General features: G+C 75.2%; 7 protein-coding genes. 5 read left to right on the forward strand and 2 right to left on the reverse strand.

What is annotated here, in order from left to right:
- Positions 1-99: 99 nt before the first annotated feature.
- The 5 genes from sbnA to ACZ5GH_RS06140 all read left to right on the forward strand — a co-directional run bounded on the left by sbnA (position 100) and on the right by ACZ5GH_RS06140 (position 19,195).
- On the forward strand, positions 100-1,119 hold the full coding sequence (gene sbnA, locus ACZ5GH_RS06120; protein WP_387751214.1) for a 2,3-diaminopropionate biosynthesis protein SbnA: 1,020 nt from the start codon (positions 100-102) through the stop codon (positions 1,117-1,119).
- Positions 1,119-16,091 (forward strand): non-ribosomal peptide synthetase, encoded by a 14,973-nt coding sequence (locus tag ACZ5GH_RS06125; RefSeq protein WP_464333659.1) that lies wholly within the window; start codon positions 1,119-1,121, stop codon positions 16,089-16,091. Before sbnA ends, ACZ5GH_RS06125 begins: the two co-directional genes overlap by 1 nt.
- Positions 16,085-16,903, forward strand: a complete 819-nt coding sequence (locus ACZ5GH_RS06130) for an ABC transporter permease (protein WP_387751208.1) — start codon at positions 16,085-16,087, stop codon at positions 16,901-16,903. Before ACZ5GH_RS06125 ends, ACZ5GH_RS06130 begins: the two co-directional genes overlap by 7 nt.
- Before the next feature lie 23 nt (positions 16,904-16,926).
- Positions 16,927-18,189: a cytochrome P450 gene (locus ACZ5GH_RS06135; RefSeq protein ID WP_464333660.1), complete on the forward strand. Its 1,263-nt coding sequence runs from the start codon at positions 16,927-16,929 to the stop codon at positions 18,187-18,189.
- A 64-nt stretch (positions 18,190-18,253) separates the two neighbouring features.
- Positions 18,254-19,195, forward strand: a complete 942-nt coding sequence (locus ACZ5GH_RS06140; RefSeq protein WP_464333661.1) for an ATP-binding cassette domain-containing protein — start codon at positions 18,254-18,256, stop codon at positions 19,193-19,195.
- Here ACZ5GH_RS06140 and ACZ5GH_RS06145 read toward each other — a convergent pair whose 3' ends face one another.
- Both ACZ5GH_RS06145 and ACZ5GH_RS06150 read right to left on the reverse strand, forming a co-directional pair.
- The gene (locus ACZ5GH_RS06145; protein ID WP_464333662.1) at positions 19,196-20,164 is read right to left on the reverse strand and encodes a Gfo/Idh/MocA family protein; all 969 of its coding nucleotides are present in this window, start codon (positions 20,162-20,164) and stop codon (positions 19,196-19,198) included.
- Between the two features lie 52 nt (positions 20,165-20,216).
- Positions 20,217-22,853, reverse strand: a complete 2,637-nt coding sequence (locus ACZ5GH_RS06150; RefSeq protein ID WP_464333663.1) for a tetratricopeptide repeat protein — start codon at positions 22,851-22,853, stop codon at positions 20,217-20,219.
- Between the last annotated feature and the right edge of the window lie 64 nt (positions 22,854-22,917).

Here is a 22,917-nt window from a genome sequence, read left to right on the forward strand (position 1 = left end):
CGGATCAGTGCGACGTCAGCGCGTTCGGAAACCATGGGGCCATCGCTTCGGACCGATTGGGCACCCGCTACCACGGAACGACCGGGTGGGAGTAGACGCATGCCAGTTATCACGACACCGCAGGAATTCGACGTCGAGGACCTGTACGTCGACCTCCGACGGATGGTCGGCCGTCCGCTGTACCTCAAGTGCGAGGGGTTCAACTTCGCCGGCTCGGTCAAGCTGCGGGCGGCGAGCGAGATGGTGGACTCCGCCCTCCGGTCCGGGCAGCTGCGGCCGGGGATGACGGTCGTGGAGAGCTCCTCCGGCAACCTCGGCGTGGCGCTCAGCCTCGTCGCGGCCAGCCGGGGGCTCACCTTCGTCTGCGTCACCGACTCCCGCTGCACCTCCGTCTCCCGGCGGCTGATGCAGCGCCTGGGCGCCGACGTGCGGGTGGTGACCGAGCCGGACCCGCAGCGCGGCCTGCTCGGCGCCCGGCTCGACCTGGTCGCCCGGCTGTGCGCCGAGCACCGGGACTTCCACTGGCTGAACCAGTACGCCAACCCGGGCAACTGGACCGCCCACTACCGCACCACCGGGCCGCAGATCGCCAAGGCCTTCCCGGAGCTGGACGTGCTGTTCGTCGGCGCCGGGACCACCGGCACCCTGATGGGCTGCGCCCGGTACTTCCGGGAGAACAACCCGGGGGTGACGATCGTCGCGATCGACGCCGTCGGCTCGGTCAACTTCGGCCACGAGCCGCGCGGCCGGCTGATCCCGGGCATCGGCACCAGCGTCCGGCCGCCGATCCTCGACGAGTCCTACGTGGACGACACCGTGCTGGTCCCGGAGACCGACACCGTCCGGGCCTGCCGCGCCCTGCTGCGCGAGGGCTTCCTGCTCGGCGGCTCGACCGGCACGGTGCTCAGCGGGGCCACCCGCTGGCTGCGCGCCAACCGGCCGGACGAGGAGCTGACGGCGGTGGCCATCGCGCCCGACCTCGGCGAACGCTACCTGGACACCGTCTACGACGACGCGTGGGTGCTGGACTCCTTCGGCCCGGACGCCCTGGACGGCGCGGCGCCGCCGCCCGGCTCCGGCCTCGCCTCGATCGGCCCGACCTCCGTGGGGAGCCTGTGATGACATCGGTCCTGGGGACCACGCTGCCGCTGACGGCCGGCCAGACCGAGATCTGGCTGGACGTCCAGGGGTCGGCCGGGAACAACGCGTACAACTCGGCCGGCTACCTGGACGTCCGCGGCCCGCTGGACCGGGCCCGCTTCCGCGCCGCGCTGGCCCGGCTGGTCGAGGAGGCGCAGTGCCTGCGCGCGCAGTTCCTCGACGTCGACGGCGAGCCCCGCCAGCGCCTGCGCGAGATCGCCGGACTCCCGCTCGACGAGGTGGACTTCAGCGCCGAGGCCGATCCGTCGGCGGCGGCGGCCGGCTGGATGGACGCGGACCTGGCGAAGCCGTACGACCCCGCCGGCTTCCCGCTGTTCCGGCTCGCCGTGCTCACCCTCGGCCCGGACCGGGCGTTCTTCTACCTCTCCGTCCACCACCTGCTGTGCGACGGCTTCAGCCAGGTGGTCCTCTGGCGCCGGCTGGCCGAACTGTACGGGGCCGACGGCGGCGACCCCGGCCCGGCGCTGCCCCCGCTGGCCGACCTGCTCGCCGCCGAGGCGGCCCACCGCGGCTCCGAACGGGCCCGGCGGGACGCGGAGTTCTGGCAGCGCCGGTTCCCCGAGCCGCCGGAGCCGGCCGACCTCTCCCACCGGGAGCCCCCGGCGGCCCCGCCGCGCGGCTTCCTGCGCCGCACCGCCGCCCTGTCCCCCGCCACCTGCGCCCACCTGCGCGCCACCGCCGGCCGCGCGGACGTCACCTGGCCGACCGCGGTGATGGCCGCGGTCGCGGTGTACACCCAGCGGATGACGGGCGTCGAGGACGTCCTGCTGACCCTGCCGGTGACCGCCCGGCTGACCGCCCACGAGCGGTCGATCCCCGGGATGCTGGCCAACTACCTGCCGCTGCGGGTGCCCGTCCGCCCCACCCTGACCAAGGCCGGCCTGCTGCGGCGGACCTCCCGGGAACTCGCCCAGGTGCTCCGCCACCAGCGCCACCGGGTCAGCGCGATCCGCCGCGCCATGGGGCTGCGCAGCGACGACCGGCGGCCGTTCGGACCGTTCGTCAACCTGCTGCCGCAGCAGACCGAGCTGGCCCTCGGCCCGTGCACCGCCCGGGTGGTCAACCTGTCGACCGGGCTGATCGACGACCTGATGGTCACCGTGGTCGAGACCGCCGGGGCCGGCATCGAACTGCACCTCAACGGGAACCCGGACCGCTACACCGGGGCGGAGATCGACGGGCACCTCGCCCGGCTGGTGGACTTCCTGGACCGGTTCGCCGAGGCCGGGGACGACCGGCCGGTCGGCGGCCTGGCCGTGGCCACCGGGGACCGCGCCGACTGGCTGCGGCGGGCGAGCGGACCGGAGCGCCCGGCGGAGTTCGACTGCCCGGTGGCCCGGATCCGCGAGGTCGCCGCCCGGCACCCCGAGGCGGTCGCGGTCGTCGAGGACGGCGGCACGACCGGATACGCCGAACTGGTCGGCCGGGCGAGCGCCCTGTCCCGCCGGGTGGACGGCAGCAGCCCGGTCGCCCTGCTGGTCGCCCCGGGCGCCGACTTCATCGCCGCGGTGCTCGGCGTGATCGGCGCCGGCGCGGCCTACGTCCCGCTGGACCCGCACGCGCCCGAGGCCAGGACCGTCGCCCTGCTCGTCGACAACGGGATCGGCACCGTGGTCGCGGACGCCGCCCACCGGCCGCTCGCCGAGCGGGCGGTGGCCGCCGCCAGCCGGCCGATCCGGGTGCTGGAGGTCTCCGCCCGGGACCGGGACGCCGCCGACGACCTCGCGCCCGTCCTCGGTGCCCCGCTGGACCTGGCGTACGTGATCTTCACCTCCGGGTCCACCGGGGCGCCGAAGGGCGCCATGGTGCACCGCGCGGGGATGGTCAACCACCTGCTGGCGAAGGTCGACGACCTGGCGCTGGACCGGGCCGACACCGTGGTGCACAACGCCCCGGTCACCTTCGACGTGTCGGTGTGGCAGATGCTCGCGCCGCTGGTGGTCGGCGGCCGGGTGCGGGTGGTGCCCCGGGAGACCGCGGCCGACCCCGACCTGCTGTTCGCCCTCGCCGACACCGAGGGCGTCACCGTCCTGGAGGTCGTCCCCTCGCTGCTGCGCGCGGCCCTGGACGCCTGGGACCTGACCGCCGCAGGCCCCCGGCTGGCCGCGCTGCGCCACCTGGTGGCGACCGGCGAGGCGCTGCCCGCCGACCTGTGCCGGCGCTGGGCCGACCGCTACCCGCTGGTCGGGCTGGTCAACGCGTACGGGCCCACCGAGTGCTCGGACGACGTCGCCCACGCCCACCTCGGGCCCGGGGGCCCGGCGCGCGGCTCCGTCCCGATCGGGCGCCCGGTGCGCAACACCCGGCTCTACGTGCTCGACGACGCCCTGCTCCCGGCACCCCAGGGCACGCCCGGCGAGCTGTACGTCGGCGGCGCCGGCGTCGGGCGCGGCTACCTGGCGGACCCGGCCCGCTCCGCCGCCGCGTTCGTGCCCGACCCGTACGGCCCGGCGGGCAGCCGGATGTACCGCACCGGCGACCGCGTGGTGTGGGACGGGGACGGGCAGCTGGTCTTCCTGGACCGCCGGGACAACCAGGTGAAGGTGCGCGGCCACCGGATCGAGCTCGGCGAGATCGAGGCGGCGCTGCGCGCGCTGCCGGACGTCTCGGACGCCGTGGTGCGGGCGGTCGACGGCGCCGGCGGCGGCAAGCGGCTGGTGGGCTACTGCGTCCCGCGCGCCGGGGCCGAGCTGCGCCCGGCCGCGGTCCGCGAGCGCCTGGCCGCCGTCCTGCCGGACCACCTGGTGCCGCGCGACGTCCTGGTCCTGGACGCCCTGCCGCTGACCGCGCACGGCAAGGTCGACCGCCGGGCGCTGCCGGACCCGGGGCCCGCCGCCGAGGCCCCGGCCCGGCCGGACACCCCGCGCAGCCGGGCCGAGGAGATCGTCTGCGCCGCGTTCGCCGAGGTCCTCGGCGTGCCGGAGGTCCGCCCCACCGACAACTTCTTCGAGCTGGGCGGGGACAGCATCAGCGCCATCCTGGCGGTCGGCCACGCCCGCCGGGCCGGACTGACCGTCACCCCGCTGCAGATCCGCACCCACCACACCCCCGCGGCCGTCGCGGCGCTCGCCGCGCCGGGCTCCCCGGGTGCGGCGACCCGCCCGGCCGCCGCGCCGGACGACACCGGCGAGGTCGAACTCCTGCCGATCGCCCACCAGTTGCGCGAGGACCTGGCCGTCCTGGACGAGCGCACCCGGCAGTACAGCCAGTACCAGGTGCTCACCACCCCGGCCGGCCTGGACCTCGACCGGCTGACCGCGGCCGCCGCCGTCCTGCTGGACCACCACGCCGCGCTGCGGTCGCGGCTGACCGCGGTGGCCGACGGCCTGTGGTCCCTGGAGGCCCTGCCCGAGGGCGCCGTCCGGGCCGCCGACGCGGTCCGCCGGGTCGACGTCTCGGCGCTCGCCGACGACCCGGACGCGCTGGCCGCCGCCGTCGGCGAGCAGATCGACGCGGCCCGCGCCCGGCTGGCCCCGGAGGCCGGCACGGTGACCCAGCTCGTGCTGCTCGACGCCGGGCCCGGCCGCCCGGGCCGGCTGGTGTGGCTGACCCACCACCTGTGCGTGGACGGGATCTCCTGGCGCGTCCTGGTCGACGACCTCGCCGCCGCCTGCCGGGGCCTGGACCCGGATCCGGTCGGCACCTCCTACCGCCGCTGGTCGCAGCTGCTCGGCGAGCAGGCCCGCACCGCCGAGCGGGTGCGCGAGTTCCCGCTGTGGGCCGAGCAGTCGGCGGGCCGGGAGCCGCTCGGCGCCCGCCCGCTGGACCCGGAGCGCGACGTGTACGGCTCCGCGCACCGGCTCCGGCTGGAGCTGCCCGCGGACACCACCGCGGCCCTGCTCGCCGCCGCCCGCCGCGGCTACGGCGGGGAGATCAACGACCTGCTGCTGACCGGCCTCGCGCTCGCCGTCGCCGACTGGCGCCGGCACCGCGGCCGCCCGGCCGGCGCCGTCACCGTCGAACTGGAGGGCCACGGCCGCGAGCCGTTCACCGACGAGGCCGAACTCTCCCGCACCGTCGGCTGGTTCACCAGCGTCTTCCCGGTGCGGCTGGACCTCGGCGACACCTCCCGGGAGCCGCTCGACGCGGCGGTGCGCCGGGTGCGCCGGCAGCTGGGCCGGCTGCCCGACCACGGGCTCGGCTACGGGCTGCTGCGCCACCTCAACCCGCAGACCGTCGCCGCGCTGGCCCGGCACGGCGTGCCGGAGCTCGGCTTCAACTACCTCGGCCGCTTCCAGACCGACCGGGACGAGAGCGCCGGGGACTGGCTGCCGGACTCCCGGCACGCCGTCGTCGGCACCGGGGTGCACCCGCGGATGCCGCTGCGGCACGTGCTCGCGGCCACCCCGGTCACCGAGGACCGGCCGGACGGGCCGCACCTGGTCGCGGACTGGCTCTGGGCCCCGGAGGCGCTGGCCGACGAGGACGCCGAACACATCGCCCACGCCTGGTTCCGCGCGCTCGAAGCCCTGGCCGCCCACGGCTCCCACGCCCGGCGGGGCGGGGCCGCCGCGACGGACGGGGAGGCCCTGGAGCTGTCACCGCTCCAGAAGGGCCTGATCTTCCAGACGGAGTTCGACAAGCAGGGCATGAACTCCTACCTGATGCAGGCCGTCCTGGACATCGAGGGGCCGTTCGACCCGGCCGCGCTGCGCGCCGCGGCCGCCACCCTGCTGGCCCGCCACGACGGCCTGCGGGTGCACTTCCCCGAGCGGTCCACCGAGGACGCCCGGCAGGTCGTGGCCGCCGAGGTGCCGGTGCCCTGGGAGGAGGTCGACCTGTCCGGCCTCCCGACCGCGGCCGAGCAGGCGGCCGAGGCCCAGCGGCTGACCGACGCGGACTGGACCCGCGGCTTCGACCTGGCCCAGCCCCCGCTGCTGCGCTTCACCGTGATCCGGCTGGCCCCCGACCGGGTCCGGCTGCTGTGGACCCTGCACCACCTGCTGGTGGACGGCTGGTCGATGGGCGTGATCGCCCAGGAGCTGTTCACCCTGTACGCCACCGGCGGCGACCCGTCCGCCCTGCCGCCGGCGCCCTCCTACCGGGCGTACTTCGACTGGCTCGCCGCCCAGGACACCGAGGCCGCCCGCGCCGCCTGGCAGCGGGCGCTGGACGGCCTGGGCGAGCCGCTGCGGCTGGGGACGGCCGACCGGCCGGGCGACCCGGGGCTGCCCGAGGCCGTCGACCTCGCCCTCCCCGAGGAGCTCACCGCCCGGCTGGTCGCCTGGGCGCGCGCCGAGAACCTCACCCTCAACACCGTCCTCCAGGGCTGCTGGGCGCTGTTGCTCGGCCGCCTCACCGACGCCTCCGACGTGGTGTTCGGCGCGGTCAACTCGGTGCGGCCGCCGGAGCTTCCGGGCATCGAGTCGCTGGTCGGCCTCTTCCTGAACATGCTCCCGGTGCGGGTGCGGCTCGACCCGGACCTGCCCGTCGCCGAGCTCTTCCACCGGATCGACGAGGAGCAGACCGCCCTGCTCGACCACCGGCACCTCGGCCTGGCCGAGGTGCAGCGGATCGCCGGCGCCGGCGAGCTGTTCGACACCGTGTTCAGCTACCAGAACCAGCCGCAGGCCGACGTCGGCCGGCTCAACGCGCTGGTGCCCGAGCTGCGGCTGGGCGACGCGCGGACCCGGCTGGCCGGCGAGCGCGGCCTCGCGGTGCTCGCGTACCCGGACACCCGGCTGACGCTGAGCGCGCAGTTCCGGCCCGACCGCTACGACCGCGGCGAGGTCGTGCGCATCCTGGACCGCTTCGCGCACGTGGTGGAGAGCGTCCTGGCCGCCCCGGACGTCCCGGTCCGCCGGCTGCCGCTGCTCACCGACGAGGAGCGGCACCGGATCCTCGGCGACTGGGCCGGCCGGGCCGACGCCGCCCCGCGGACCGTGGTCCCCGCGCTGTTCGCCGCCCGGGTCGACCAGGCGCCGGACGCCGTGGCCGTGGTCTTCGAAGGCCGCGAGACGACCTACCGCGAACTGGACGAGCGGTCGAACCGGCTGGCCCGGCTGCTGATCGCCCGCGGCGTCGGACCGGAGCGGATCATCGCCCTGGCCGTACCGGACCCGGTCGAGATGACCTGCGCCGTCCTGGCGGCGCTCAAGACCGGCGCGGCGTACCTGCCGATCGACCCGAAGTACCCGGCCGACCGGATCGCCTTCATGCTGGCCGACAGCCGGCCCGCCGTGCTGGTCACCACCCGCGACCTCGCCCCGCGGCTCGCGGACGGCGGCCGCGCCGCGGTGCTGCTCGACGACCCGGCCACCGCGGCGGAGCTGGCCGCCCTGGCGCCGCACGCCCCGCAGGACGCGGAGCGGACCGCCCCGCTGCTGCCCCGGCACCCGGCGTACGTCATCTACACCTCCGGGTCGACCGGCCGGCCCAAGGGCGTGACCGTCGACCACTCCGGCTTCGCCGCCATGGTGGCGAGCCTGATCGAGCGCTTCGGCGCCGGCCCGGACACCCGGGTGCTGAAGTTCGCCTCGTTCAGCTTCGACGCCTCGGTCTGGGAGCTCAGCCTGTCGCTGCTCGGCGGTGGCACCCTGGTGGTGGCCGACGAGGAGTGCCGGGTCCCCGGCCGGCCGCTGGTCGACCTGATCCACCGCCACCGGGTGAACCTCGCCGGGCTGCCGCCGGTGGTCGCCGCCGCGCTCCCGGAGGACACCCGGCTGCCCGCCGACCTGACCATGGTCGTCGCCGGTGAGGCGTGCCCGCCGCACGTGGTGGCCCGCTGGTCGGGGCAGCTGCGGATGATCAACGGCTACGGCCCCACCGAGGCCGTGATCGCCTCCACGGTGAGCGAGCGGCTCGGAGCCTCGGGCCGGCCCCCGATCGGCCGGCCCACCCGGGCCCACCGGGTCTACGTGCTGGACTCCGCGCTGCGGCCGGTCCCGGCCGGGGTGGTCGGCGAGCTCTACGTCGGCGGCAACCTGGCCCGCGGCTACCTGGACCGGCCCGGCCTGACCTCCGAACGCTTCGTCGCCGACCCCTTCGGCCCCGCCGGCGAGCGGATGTACCGCACCGGCGACCTGGCGAGCTGGCGCCCCGACGGCCAACTCGACTACGCCGGACGGGCCGACGACCAGGTGCAGCTGCGCGGCTTCCGGATCGAGCTGGGCGAGATCGAGTCCGTGCTGACCGGCCGGCCCGAGGTGGCGCAGGCCGCCGTCGTGGTCCGCACCGACGACGGCGAGGACCGGCTGGTGGCCTACGTGGTCGCCCGGCCCCCGGCCGTACCGGACCCTGCCGCGCTGCGGGAGCGGGTCGCCGAGGCGCTGCCCGAGTACATGGTCCCGTCGGCCGTCGTCGTGCTCGACGAACTGCCGCTGACCCCGCAGGGCAAGCTGGACCGCCGGGCCCTGCCCGCCCCCGACAGCGCCCCCGCCCCGGCGGGCCGGCTGCCGCGCACCCCGGTCGAGGAGATCCTCGGCGGGATCTTCGCGGACGCGCTCGGCCGGGCCGCCGTCGGCATCGACGACGACTTCTTCGACCTCGGCGGCCACTCCCTGCTGGCCACCCAGGTGATCAGCCGGGTCCGCTCCGCGCTGGGCACCGAGGTGCCGATCCGCACGCTCTTCGAGCAGCGGACGGTGGCCGGCGTCGCCCGGGAACTCGCGGGCGGCGGCGAGGTGCGGCCACCGCTGCGGCGCGCCGCCCACGGCCGGTCCGACGGCCGGCTCTCCTTCGCCCAGCGGCGGCTGTGGTTCCTGAACCGGCTGGAGCCCGGTTCGGCGGCCTACAACGTGACCTTCGCGGTCCGGCTGTCCGGGCCGCTGGACACCGCCGCCCTGGACGCGGCGCTGGCCGACCTGGTCGGGCGGCACGAGGTGCTGCGCACCGTCTTCCCGGAGACCGACGGCGAACCCCGCCAGCAGGTCCTGGGCGCGGAGGCCTGGACCGGGCTGACCGTCCGGGACGGCGGCCCCGCCGAGGCCGCCGGGGAGGCGGGCCGCGGCTTCGACCTGTCGACCGAGATCCCGCTGCGGGCCACCCTGCTGCGCACCGGCCCGGCCGAGCACCTGCTGCTGCTGATCGTCCACCACATCGCCTGGGACGGCTGGTCCGCCGCCCCGCTGACCCGGGACCTGACCCGGGCGTACACGGCGCGGGCCCGCGGAACGGCCCCCTCCTGGGAGCCGCTGCCGGTGCAGTACGCGGACTACTCCCGCTGGCAGCGGGAACTGCTCGGCGAGGACGGTGACCAGAACTCCCTGGCCGCACGGCAGTTGGCGTACTGGACGGAGCAGCTGGCCGGCCTGCCCGAGGAACTGGCCCTGCCCTTCGACCGCCCCCGCCCCAAGGTCGCCACCCACCGCGGCGGCACCGTCCCCTTCCACGTCGACCCCGACACCCACCGACGGCTCGCCGAACTCGCCCGCGACAACGGCGCCTCCCTCTTCATGGTCCTCCAAGCCGCCCTCGCCGCCCTCCTCACCCGCCTCGGCGCCGGCCACGACATCCCCATCGGCTCCCCCATCGCCGGACGCACCGACGACGCCATGGAAGACCTCGTCGGCTGCTTCATGAACACCCTCGTCCTACGCACCGACACCAGCGCGAACCCCACCTTCACCCAACTCCTCGACCGCGCACGCGAAACCGCCCTCAAGGCCTACGAACACCAGGACATCCCCTTCGAACGACTCGTCGAAGCCCTCGACCCCGCCCGCTCCATGGGCCGCAACCCGCTCTTCCAGGTCATGCTGGTACTCCAGAACAACACCCGCCCCGAGCTCTCGCTGCCGGGCGTCCGGGCGGCCTTCGAGCCGCCGGCCGCCGACTCGGTCAAGTTCGACCTGAACTTCTTCCTGGCCGAACAGCAGGACGCGCTCGCCGCCCCGACCGGGATCGACGGCTTCCTGGAGTACAGCGCCGACGTGTTCGAGCCGGCCACCGCCGAGGCCCTGGCCGCCCGGCTGGTCCGACTGCTCGACCAGGTCGCCCGCGACCCCGGGCTCCCGCTCGGCCGACTGGACCTGCTCTCCGCGCAGGAGCGCCGGCAGGTGCTCACCGACTGGAACGACACCGCCGGCGGCCACCCCGCCACCACCGTGGTCGCCCTCTTCGAGGCCCAGGCCGCCCGCACCCCCGACGCCGTCGCCGTCCGCACCGAGACCGTCGTCCGCACCGAAGCCGCCGTCCGCACGGCAACCGCCGCCCGTACGGAGACCGCCGCCCTCACCTACGCCGAACTCGACGCCCGGGCCAACCGCCTGGCCCGCCACCTGATCGGCCTGGGGGTCGGACCGGAGCACACCGTGGCGCTCGCGGTGCCCCGGTCGCCGCGGATGGTCGTCGCCCTGCTGGCCGTGCTCAAAGCCGGCGGCGCGCACCTGCCCGTCGACCTGGCGTACCCGGCCGACCGCATCCGGCTGATGCTGGACGACGCCGCGCCCGTCCTGCTGCTCACCGACACGGCGACCGCCGGACGGCTGCCGGAGACCGGCCTGCCCCGGCTGCTGCTGGACGACCCCGCGCTGGACCGCGCCACGGCGGCGCTGGCCGGCACCGCCCCCACCGACGCGGACCGCACCCGCCCGCTGCTGCCCGACCACCCGGCGTACGTGATCTACACCTCGGGCTCCACCGGCCGGCCCAAGGGCGTGCTCGGACTGCACCGCGCCCTGGTCAACCGGCTGACCTGGTTCGCCGAGGAGCTGCCCGGCCAGCGGGAGGCCGCGATCCTGGCGAAGTCGCCGGTCAGCGTGATCGACGGGATCACCGAGCTGCTGGCACCGCTGCTGTCCGGCGGCTCCACCGTCCTGGTCGACGCCGACACGGCCCGCAGCGTGCCCGAGCTGGCGGCGGCCACCGCCCGGCACGGCATCGCCCGGCTCACCGTCGTCCCCAGCCTGCTGAACGCCTTCCTGGACGGCTTCCGGGACGGCGAACTGTCCGGCGCGGCGGGCTGCGCGGTCTGGATCTGCAGCGGGGAGCAACTGCCCGCCGCCACCGTCCGCGCGTTCCGGCGGGCCCTGCCCCGGGCCCGGCTGCTCAACTTCTACGGCGCCTCGGAGGCCGGTGCCGTCGCGACCCGGGGAGAGGTCCTCGCCGGGCCGGACGGCGCCGACACCCTGATCGGCCGTCCGATCTGGAACATGCGGGCCTACGTGCTGGACGACGGGTTGCGGCCGGTGCCCCCGGGCGTCACCGGGGAGCTGTACCTGGCCGGCGCCGGACTCGCCCGCGGCTACACCGGACGCCCCGGCCTCACCGCCACCCGCTTCCTCGCCTGCCCCTTCGCACCCGGCGAGCGGATGTACCGCACCGGCGACCTCGTCCGCTGGACCACCGACGGCCAACTCGTCTACCTCGGCCGCGCCGACACCCAGGTCAAGATCCGCGGCTTCCGCGTCGAACCCGGCGAGATCGAAACCGTCCTGGCCACCCACCCCACCGTCCGCAACGCCGTCGTCATCGCCCGCACCGACGGCCCCACCGGCCCCACCCTCGTCGCCTACGTCACCCCCACCCCCGACACCACCCCCGACCCCGCCGCCCTGCGCGACCACACCACCGACCACCTGCCCGACCACATGGTCCCGGCCGCCGTCGTCGTCCTCGACGACCTCCCGCTCACCCCGAGCGGCAAGATCGACCGCAACCGGCTGCCCGCGCCCGACTTCACCCCCGTCGGCACCCGGCCGCCCCGCACCCCGGCCGAGGAGAGCCTCTGCGCGCTCTACGCCGAGGTCCTCGGCCTGCCCCGGGTCGGCATCGACGACGGCTTCTTCGACCTCGGCGGCCACTCCCTGCTGGCGACCAGGCTGGTCAGCCGCATCCGTACGGCCCTGGGCTCGACCGTCTCGATCCGGGACGTCTTCGAGGCCCCGACCGTGGCCCGGCTGGTCGGCCGGCTGCGCCAGGACCGCTCCGCGCGGCCCGCGCTGCGGCCCGGACCGCGCCCCGCGGCCCTGCCGCTGTCCTTCGCCCAGCGGCGGCTGTGGTTCCTGAACCACCTGGAGCCCGGTTCGGCGGCCTACAACATGGCCTTCGCGGTCCGGCTGTCCGGGCCGCTGGACACCGCCGCCCTGGACGCGGCGCTGGCCGACCTGGTCGGGCGGCACGAGGTGCTGCGCACCGTCTTCCCGGAGACCGACGGCGAACCCCGCCAGCAGGTCCTGGGCGCGGAGGCCTGGAAGGGGCTGACCCTCCGGGAGACCACCCCTGCCGAGGCCGCCGGGGAAGCGGCCCGGGAGGCGGCCCGCGGCTTCGACCTCGCGACCCAGCTGCCCCTCCGCGCGACCCTGCTGCGCACCGGCCCGACGGAACACCTGCTCCTGCTGGTGGTCCACCACATCGTGGCCGACGGCTGGTCCGCCACCCCGCTGGCCCGGGACCTCTCCCGCGCCTACGCGGCCCGGTCCACCGGCACCGCGCCCGGCTGGAACGCCCTCCCCGTGCAGTACGCCGACTACACCCTCTGGCAGCAGCGGCTCCTCGGCGAGGACGGTGACCAGGACTCCCTGGCCGCACGGCAGTTGGCGTACTGGACGGAGCAGCTGGCCGGCCTGCCCGAGGAACTGGCCCTGCCCTTCGACCGCCCCCGCCCCAAGGTCGCCACCCACCGCGGCGGCACCGTCCCCTTCCACGTCACCACCGACACCCACCGACGGCTCGCCGAACTCGCCCGCGACAACGGCGCCTCCCTCTTCATGGTCCTCCAAGCCGCCCTCGCCGCCCTCCTCACCCGCCTCGGCGCCGGCCACGACATCCCCATCGGCTCCCCCATCGCCGGACGCACCGACGACGCCACGGAAGACCTCGTCGGCTGCTTCATGAACACCCTCGTCCTACGCACCGACACCAGCGCGAACCCCACCTTCACCCAACTCCTCGACCGCGCACGCGAAACCGCCCTCAAGGCCTACGAACACCAGGACATCCCCTTCGAACGACTCGTCGAAGTCCTCGACCCCGCCCGCTCCATGGGCCGCAACCCGCTCTTCCAGGTCATGCTGGCCCTTCGGAACAACGTCCAACCGACGCTCTCCCTACCGGGGTTGACGGTCACCGAGGAGCCGGTCGGCGGGGACAGCGCCAAGTTCGACCTGTCCCTCGCCGTCGCCGAGCGCCGCCACGAGGACGACTCCGCGGACGGTCTGGTCGGCACCCTGGAGTACAACGCCGACGTGTTCGAGCCGGCCACCGCCGAGGCCCTGGCCGCCCGGCTGGTCCGACTGCTCGACCAGGTCGCCCACGACCCCGGGCTCCCGCTCGGCCGACTGGACGTCCTCACCGCGCAGGAGCGCCGGCAGGTGCTCACCGACTGGAACGACACCGCCACCGAGGACGCCGCCGACGACGGCACCGCACACAACGGCACCGCCACCGACGACCCCGGCACCACGGTGGTCACCGCCTTCGAGGCCCAGGCCGCCCGCACCCCCGACGCCGTCGCCGTCGTCACCGACTCCACCGCCCTCACCTACGCCGAACTCGACGCCCGGGCCAACCGCCTGGCCCGCCACCTGGTCGGCCTCGGGGTCGCCCCGGATCGGCCAGTGGCCCTGTCGCTGCCCCGGACGGCGGAGATGGTGGTGGCGCAGCTGGCCGTCCTGAAGAGCGGCGCCGGCTACCTGCCGGTCGACCCGGCGCTCCCGGCCGACCGCATCCGGCTGATGCTCGACGACGCCGCGCCCGTCCTCCTGCTGACCGAACTCGCCATCGCCGCACGGCTTCCGCGCACCGACGTGCCCACGGTCGCCCTCGACGACCCGGAGGTCGACGCCGCGCTGGCCGCGCTGGACGACCGGCCGCTGACCGACCCCGACCGGGCCGCGCCACTGCACGGCTCCCGGCTGGCCTACCTGCTCTTCACCTCCGGCTCCACCGGGCGGCCCAAGGGCGTCATGGTCGAGCACCGGTCGCTGATGAACCTGCTGCGCTCCGTCCGGGAGCGGTTCCCGCTGGAGGCCCACGACCGGCTGCTGGCCGTCACCACCTGGTCCTTCGACATCGCCGGCCTGGAGGTCTACCTGCCGCTGCTGTCCGGGGCCGGCCTGGTGGTCGGCGCGGAGGGCGTCGCCCTGGACCCGGCCGCGCTGGCCGGCTCCCTCGAACGCGACGGCATCACGATCATGCAGGCGACCCCGGCGCTCTGGCACGAACTCGTGCTGCACCGGCCCGAGTCGGTGCGCGGGCTGCGCGTCCTGATCGGCGGCGAGGCGGTACCGCCGGCCCTGGCCGACGCCCTGGCCGCCCGGGCCGAGGAGGTCACCAACCTGTACGGGCCGACCGAGACCACCATCTGGTCCACGGCGGCCGGGCTGGCGGGCGACGGCGTCGTGACGCTGGGCCGTCCGATCCGCAACACCCGGGCGTACGTGCTGGACGACGGGCTGCGGCCGGTGCCCCCGGGAGTGGCCGGGGAGCTGTACCTGGCCGGCGCCGGGCTCGCCCGCGGCTACACCGGACGCCCCGGCCTCACCGCCACCCGCTTCCTCGCCTGCCCGTTCGCCTCCGGCGAACGGATGTACCGCACCGGCGACCTCGTCCGCTGGACCACCGACGGCCAACTCGTCTACCTCGGCCGCGCCGACACCCAGGTCAAGATCCGCGGCTTCCGCGTCGAACCCGGCGAGATCGAAGCCGTCCTCACCACCCACCCCACCGTCCGCAACGCCGTCGTCATCGCCCGCACCGACGGCCCCACCGGCCCCACCCTCGTCGCCTACGTCACCCCCACCCCCGACACCACCCCCGACCCCGCCGCCCTGCGCGACCACACCGCCGACCACCTGCCCGGGTACATGGTCCCCGGCGCCGTCGTCGTCCTCGACGAACTGCCCCTCAACCCCAACGGCAAGATCGACCGCAACCGGCTGCCCGCGCCCGACCTCACCCCCGCCGGGACCGCGCGCCGCCCCCGCAACCCCGTCGAGGAGACCCTCGCCGCGCTCTACGCCGACGTCCTCGGCCTGCCCCGGGTCGGCATCGACGACAGCTTCTTCGACCTCGGCGGCCACTCCCTGCTGGCGGTCCGGCTGGTCGGCCGGGCGCAGTCGGCCGGCCTGCGGCTGGCGGTGGCGGACGTCGTCCTGCACCGCACCGTCGCGGCCCTGGCCGAGCGGGCCCGGCCGACCGTCTCCGCCGAACAGTCCGCGGACGCGTTCTCCCCGGTCCTGCCGATCCGGCCGGACGGCGACGCGCCCCCGCTGTTCCTGGTGCACAGCGGACTCGGCTTCAGCCTGCCCTACCTGGGGCTGGCCCGGTACCTCGATCCGCGCTACCCGCTGTACGGCCTCCAGTCGCCCGCGCTGCACGCCACCGCCCCGCTGCCCACCGACATCCGCGACGCGGCGGAGCACTACGTGCGGACCATCCGGCGGCTGCGGCCGCACGGCCCGTACCGGCTGCTCGGCTGGTCCTACGGCGGCGTGCTCGCCCACGAGATCGCCGTCCGGCTCCAGGAGTCGGGCGAACGGGTCGACTTCCTGGCCGACCTGGACGGGTACGTCGGCCCCACCGGCCGCGACGAGAGCGGGCAGGACGACCGCGAACTCCTGCTCCGCGCCCTGGAGGCGCTCGGCCACCGGCGCGGCGAACTGACCGGCCCCGGCCGCACCCGCGACGCGCTGCTCGACCTGCTCCGGCGCGAGGCCGGCCCGCTGGCCGACCTCGACGAGGAGTCGCTGCTGCGGCTGCTGCGGCTGTCGCGCCACCACGGCGCGCTGATGGAGCGCTTCGCCCCCGGCCGGTTCACCGGGGACCTCCACCTCTTCGCGGCCGCCGAGGAGTGGACCGCGGACCAACTCGCCGACCAGACCGGCCGATGGGAGCCGCACGTGAACGGACGGGTGGTCGTCCACCGGATCGCCGCGGGCCACGAGTACCTGATGCACCCCGGTCCGCAGGCCGTCATCGGCCGGCTGGTCGACGCCGAGCTGCGCCGCCTGGACGCGGGCCGGGGCACGGACGGGGGCCGGGCATGCTGACCGCCGTCACCCCCCGCCCCCGCTCGGCCCCGCTGGCCCTGCTCGTCGAGTCCGTCGCCGTCGCCGGACGGCGGCTGCGGCGGCTGCGCCGGGCGCCCGGCCGGCTGATCGGCATCGTGATGAACCCGCTCATCTCGATGATCGTGCTCGGCTTCCTGTTCCAGGGCTCGCTGTCCTTCTCCGGCAGCGGCAGCTACCAGGAGTACATCTTCGCGGGCGTGGCGGCCCAGGTCGGCCTGGCCGGGATCGGCCCGACCGCGGTCGCCGTCGCGGCGGACCTGCGCGGTGGCCTGGTCGACCGGTTCCGCAGCATGCCGATCTCCAGACCGGCCGTGCTGCTCGGCCACACCCTCGGCGACCTGGTCGTGGGGCTGGTCGGCCTGGCCGTGGTCACGGTGGTCGGCCTGCTGTTCGGCTGGCGCCCGCACAACGGCCCGCTGTCCGTCGTCGCCGGGCTCGCCCTGCTCGCCGCCTTCATGTACGCGATGCTCTGGGTCGGCCTGATGCTCGGGATGTTCTCCCGGAACATGGAGACCATCAACGTCGTCGCCGGGCTGGTCACCGTCCTGCTGACCTTCCTGTCCAACGCCTTCCAGTCCGTCGACCGGCTGCCGGGCTGGCTGCGGCTGGTCGCCGAGTGGAACCCGGTCAGCGCCGTGGTGACGGCCCTGCGGCGGCTGTGGGGCAACCCGGACGCCGCCGGCAGCGCCACCACCCCGAACCTCACGCTCACCATCGCCGCCTCGCTCGGGGCCGTGTTCGTCCTCACCGTCCTGCTGAGCCTGCGCCGCTACCGGACCGCAGTCTCCTGACCCCGTCACAGAAACGGCCGACCATGCCCCTGGAGAACCTGGACCACCCGACGGTCGCCGGCCCCGCCGGCCCCGCGGACGTCTCCGGCCTCGACCTCGACGCCATCGACCTCACCGACCCCCACACCTACCTCGACCTCGACGTCCGGGCGATGTGGGCCCGCTTCCGGGCCGAACGGCCGGTGCACCCGCACCCGGCCACCGACCAGGGCCCGCCGTTCTGGGCCGTCTCCCGCCACGCCGACGTGCTCGCCGTCTACCGCGACAACAAGCGGTTCACCTCCGAACGCGGCAACGTGCTCACCACCCTGCTGCAGGGCGAGGACTCCGCCTCCCGCAGGATGCTCGCCGTCACCGACGGTCCGCGGCACCGGGAGATCCGCAACCTGATGCTCAAGTCCTTCTCCCCGCGGGTGCTCGCCCCGGTAGTGGCCGGCGTGCACGAGCGGACCGCCGCGCTGCTGGACGAGGGCCTCGACCGCGGCTCCTTCGACTTCGTCACCGACCTCGCCGACCACATCCCGATCAACACCATCGGCGACCTGATGGACGTCCCGGTCGAGGACCGCGAGCGGCTGGTCCACTGGAACACCCAGACCCTCTCCCGCACCAGCGCCGAGCACACCGCGACCGAGGAGTGGCTGGCCCGCAACGAGATCCTGCTCTACTTCTCCGAGCTCGCCGCGAAACGGCGCAGGCACCCCGGGGACGACGTGATCAGCGCCCTGGCGACCGGCACCGTCGACGGCGAGCCGCTGAGCCAGGAGGAGGTCGTCTTCAACTGCTACAGCCTGATCCTCGGCGGCGACGAGTCCAGCCGGATGTCCTCCATCGGCGCCCTCATCGCCCTCTCCGAGCACCCCGACCAGTGGCGGGCCCTGAAGGACGGCACGGTCGGCCTGGAGACCGCCGTGGAGGAGGTCATGCGCTGGACCACCCCGGCCATGCACTTCGGCCGGCGCGCCCTGACCGACGTGGAGCTCGGCGACCGGACGATCCGGGCCGGCGACGTCGTCACCCTGTGGAACAGCGCGGCCAACTTCGACGAGACGGTCTTCGCCGACCCGGACCGCTTCGACCTGGCCCGCACCCCGAACAAGCACGTCGCCTTCGGCTACGGCCCGCACTTCTGCCTGGGCGCCTTCCTCGGCCGGACCCACGTCGAGGCGATGCTCGCCGCCCTGCGCGACCGGGTCGGCCGGATCGACCTGCTCGGCGAGCCGGTCCGGCTCTACTCCAACTTCGTCCACGGCTACACCAGCCTCCCGGTCCGCCTCACCGCCTGACCGCACCCCGCCTCCCTCGCCTCCCCTCCTCCCTCCCCTCCACGCCACCGACCGGGAGCCCCACATGGACATGGCCATCCGCGCCGAGGGCCTGCACAAGCGCCACCGGGACGTCGTGGCGGTCGCGGACATCCACCTCGACGTCCGGACCGGCACCGTCCTCGGCCTGCTCGGCCCGAACGGCGCCGGCAAGACGACCACCGTGCAGATCCTCACCACCCTGGTCACCCCGGACGGCGGCCACGCCGAGGTGGCCGGCTACGACGTCGTCCGCCAACCGCAGCAGGTCCGGCGCCGGATCGGCCTGGCCGGCCAGTACACCGCCGTGGACGAGGTCCTCACCGGCCGCGAGAACCTCGTCCTGCTCGGCACCCTGCTCCACCTGGGCCGCCGCGAGGCCCGCCGCCGCGCCGACGAACTCTTGGAGCGCTTCCGCCTGTCGGAAGCCGCCGACCGCCCCGCCCGCGCCTACTCCGGCGGCATGCGCCGCCGCCTCGACCTCGCCAGCTGCCTGATCACCGCGCCCCCGGTGCTCTTCCTCGACGAACCCACCACCGGCCTCGACCCGGTGAGCCGGATGGAACTCTGGGGCCGGGTCCGCGAACTCGTCGACGCCGGCACCACGGTGCTCCTCACCACCCAGTACCTGGAGGAGGCCGACTACCTGGCCGACCAGATCGTGGTCGTCGACTCCGGCCGCGTCATCGCCGACGGCACCCCCGACGAACTGAAGCGCAAGGTCGGCAGCGAATGGCTGGAGCTGACCGTCCGCTCCCCGGAAGACCTCGCCCCCGCCCTCGCCGCCCTGCGCCCCGCCCTCACCACCGAACCCACCGTCGACCCCCAGAAGGGCCGCCTCTCCATCCCCCTCGACGACGGCCTCAACGACATCGCCACCGTCGCCGCCGTCCTCCGCCGCACCGACATCCCCGTCGCCGACTTCACCATGCGCCGCCCCACCCTCGACGACGTCTTCGCCCACCTCACCGGCCACCCCACGCCCTGACTACTCCGGGTCGGGCACCGCCCGGTGGATCGCGGTGATCCGCTCCGCGGCCTCGAAGCCGATCACCGGATCGGGCCGGCCGGAGAACAGGCTGGCGTAGAGCGGACGGTAGTGGGCGACCTTCCGTTCGGTCCTGCCGTCGTTCCCGAACGCCGCCAGCAACTCGCCGTCCCTGGCGGCGAACCCCGTCATGGCGGTGTGGTCGATCCACACCTCCACGCCGGAGCGGCCGAACGCCAGGCTGCTCTCCTTGCTGCTGGACCCGGTCAGCCAGCTGCTGCGCAGCCGTGCCGTCCCCGCCTCGCCTCGGGAGCGGAAGTCCACCGCGCACCACGCGCTCGCGCCGCTGTCCGTCTGCCGGAAGGACCTGACTCCGACGAGGTCCACGAAGCGGGTGAGCATGCTGAGCTGGTTCACCCCGGAGTCCGTCCAGCTGGAGACGTACGAGGCGAAGGCCTCCGGTCCGCGCAGGACGTACGGGTCGTAGAAGGCCGAGGTGACGGTCGTGACCGGCCCCCAGTCCGGGTGTGCGGCGATCAGGTCCGCCGCCCAGTCGACCTCCGGGGAGAACGCGAAGTGGTGCGCGGTGAACACCCGGCCCCGCACGTCGGACTTCCCGTCCAGCGCGCGCAGCGCGGCGAGGGAGGTGCGGTCGTGGACGAGCGGCTTCTCCACCAGGATCCTGGCCGTGGAGCGCAGCAGTGCTGTGGTCAGCAGCTCGGCGTGGGTCTCCGTCGGGGTGGCGAGGACCAGCAGGTCCGGCCGGTGTCCGTCGAGCGCCTCGCCCAGCCCGCCGTAGTGCGGCGGCCGCCCGCCCCGGAACTCCACTGGCTCCACCGGCCCGGGGTCGACCGTGAACTCCAGTTCCACGTCAGGCCGTTCGGCGAGGACGGTGAGGTGGGTGGCGGCGATGACGCCGATCCCCACCAGCCCGACACGTACCGGTTCGACGCGCTCCCGCTGGGTCATGGTCCCTCTTCCCCTCGTCCGTACCGGCCCCGCGCACCGGGGCGCCGATGTCTCATCCTCGCGCGGCGACCTCCGCCCAGCGGCCCAACGACTCGGCCGGCCCGTCCACCCACTCGACCGTCGGGTCGTGCTCCGCGGCCTTCGGGACGCCGTCGATCCAGCTGGTCACGATCGGGACCCAGTAGGTGTTGCCGCCCGACCTGCGGGTTCGCGCGTCGAGTTCGGCCCGGGTGCGGCGAGCGCCGTCCCGGTCCTCGCCGAGCACCCCGATCAGGACCTGGGCCACGTCGGCCAGGTTGTGGCCGCCGCGGTAGCCGATGCCGTCGGCGAGCTGCCGGGTGCTCCTGACCGCCTCCACAGCGGCCCCGTCCTCGCCGGCCACCGCGTGCGCGACCGCCTCGGCCGAGCGGATCTTGACCAGTTCGACCGGGTTGGGCACCAGATCGAGCAGGTCCCTCGCCCGGGCCGCCGCGTCCGCGACCACCGCCGTGTCGCCGGCCCAGCAAGCGGTCTGCGCGAGATTGGCCAGCGCCTTCGCCTCCGCGGCGGCGAGGTCCTCCCGCCGGGCCAGGTCGATCGCCTCGGTGTACACGGCGGTCGCCTCGTCGAAACGGGCGTTCACCCGCCAGATGTGCCCGATCAGCCGCAGGCGTTCGCCCTCCTCCTCCGGGCCACTGCTGCGCTGCTCCCGGAGCGAGCCCAGCGCCGTGCCGAACCGTCCGTTGAGGTAGTCGTAGTCGCAGAGCCAGTACCGGGCCGCCGCGTCGAACTCGCCGCCGACCAGGCCGCGGTAGATCTCCGCGGCCTCGGTGTAGTCGCCGTGGTTGCGCAGCGCGTGGGCGAGGTGGATCCGGAGCAGCTGCGCCGTCGGGCTGCCCTGCCGCACGCCCTCCGCGGCGCCGCCGAGCAGTTCGATCGCCTCCGCGGCGCGGCCCGTACGGCGCAGCTGGACGCCGCGTATGGCGGCGAGCACGGCCCGGTACTCCGGCGTTGCGGCCCGGTCGGCGGCGAGCCCGGCGCCCAGCTCCGTCCACTGCCCGGCCTCGACGAGGCGCTGGGTGGCACGGGCCATCCAGTCCTCGAAGACGCCGTACGCCGCCGAGAGCCTGAGTCCGGATCCGAGCGCCTGGGCGACGGCGACCCGGCCGGCGGACGGCCCGATGCGCCGGCCCAGCCAGGTGAGCAGCCGGGCCGCGACCTCGCTGCGGTCCCGGTCGGACCAGCCGTCCGGGAGCGTCCGGTCCGCCTCGCCGATGGCACGGCGCAGCGCCGCGTGCAGGGCGTAGGGCAGGGCGTAGGCGTCGTCGTGGGTCAGGAACGGCCGGCGCAGGAAGCGTGCCACGCTGCCGTCGGAGACGTGGGGCTGTCCCGCCCGCAGCAGCTCCGCCCCGACCCGTTCGGTGAGCGCCGCGGTCCGGACCAGGTCGCGCTCCTCCCGGGGCAGGTCGCGGATCGACCGGGTGGCCACCGCCGTGAACGTGCCGCCGAAGTCGGCCGGTGACGGCTGCCCGCCGCGGGCGAGGAGGGCGGCGAAGTGCGAGACCGAGAGGTCCAGGTACAGCGGCAGCCCCTGGCCGCCCGCGATGATGCGCCGGCGGACCTCGGCGGGCATGACCGGCTCGCCGTCCCGGGTGAGCGCCTCGCTGAGGTAGCTGTCGGCGTCGGAGTCCGAGAGGTAGCCCACGAGGTGCTGGCGGGGTTCGACGGTGTCGTTGCTGTAGTGCAGGTTGGGCCAGCACTGCGGGCCGGTGAAGTCCAGCTCGCCGCCCGCGCCCGCGTCGGCCCAGTCGACCCGGTTGCGGCCGGTGATCACGAACAGCACGTTCGGCATCAGGTACGCGCACCGCTGGATCAGTCGCTCCACCGTCCGGTCGGCACGGCCGTTGACCATCTCGAAGGTGTCGAGGAACACGCACACGGTGGGCCGCCGGGCGGGCCGGCCCCGGGGCGGCAGCCGCTCCAGGTCCCAGGCCAGCAGGTACGGGAAGTAGGAGAGCGTCTCGTAGTCGGCGTCGGCCTCGACCAGTTCGGCGAACAGCTCGCAGTCGGCCAGCAGGCGCCCCTCGCGGACCCGGTCCCGGACGGCGCGGTAGGTGGCGAGGGCCGCCCGGTGCGCCAGTCCGGCCAGGCCGCCGAGGCCGCCGGGGTCGACCTCCTGCACGGTCTGGGTGATCTGGTCGCCGAGGCCGATGTTCCGGGAGGCCCGGCGCAGGGCCGGCGAGGCGTCGAGGAAGTCCTGGAGGGCCTCGCCGGGGTGGGCCCGGGCCCAGTACGAGGCGAGCGCCAGGTCGAAGGCCTGCCAGCGGCTGCCCAGCTGCCCCAGGCCGGCCCGCAGGCGCAGCAGCAGGCCCTCGATGTCGCGGGCGCCGTCCTCGGCGAGGTCGACGCGGACGGCCACCACGTCGTCGCGTTCCTCGGCCGCGGCGTCCGCGAGGAGCCGGCGCTCCAGCTCGTGGGAGAGCGTCGACTTGCCTATCCCGCCGACCCCGTAGAGCGTCAGGACGTTCCGGCGGCCCTGTGCCCGGTCCACGACCGGCGAGACCTCCGCCTCGTCGAGCGTGCGTGCCAGGCACTCCACCGACCGCTCGAAGGCTGCCACTTCGTCGACCCGGTTGGTGAAGACCTGTTGCGCCGTGACGGTGGACGACAGCCCGCTCATGAACGCGGCCCGCAGGTTCACCCGTGCCATCCCGCCTCCTCCTCCGCGGCGCCCCGGGGCCACGCGTTCGCATCGGCCCGGGGACGTGGCTGAC

It is taken from the genome of Kitasatospora sp. Xyl93, assembly GCF_055383135.1.

Bases quoted from the DNA above. Each gene is read 5' to 3' on its own strand.
- ACZ5GH_RS06135 (WP_464333660.1), top strand. From the start codon at position 16,927: ATGCCCCTGGAGAACCTGGACCACCCGACGGTCGCCGGCCCCGCCGGC.
- sbnA (WP_387751214.1), top strand. From the start codon at position 100: ATGCCAGTTATCACGACACCGCAGGAATTCGACGTCGAGGACCTGTAC.
- ACZ5GH_RS06150 (WP_464333663.1), bottom strand. From the start codon at position 22,853: ATGGCACGGGTGAACCTGCGGGCCGCGTTCATGAGCGGGCTGTCGTCC.
- ACZ5GH_RS06145 (WP_464333662.1), bottom strand. From the start codon at position 20,164: ATGACCCAGCGGGAGCGCGTCGAACCGGTACGTGTCGGGCTGGTGGGG.
- ACZ5GH_RS06130 (WP_387751208.1), top strand. From the start codon at position 16,085: ATGCTGACCGCCGTCACCCCCCGCCCCCGCTCGGCCCCGCTGGCCCTG.
- ACZ5GH_RS06125 (WP_464333659.1), top strand. From the start codon at position 1,119: ATGACATCGGTCCTGGGGACCACGCTGCCGCTGACGGCCGGCCAGACC.
- ACZ5GH_RS06140 (WP_464333661.1), top strand. From the start codon at position 18,254: ATGGACATGGCCATCCGCGCCGAGGGCCTGCACAAGCGCCACCGGGAC.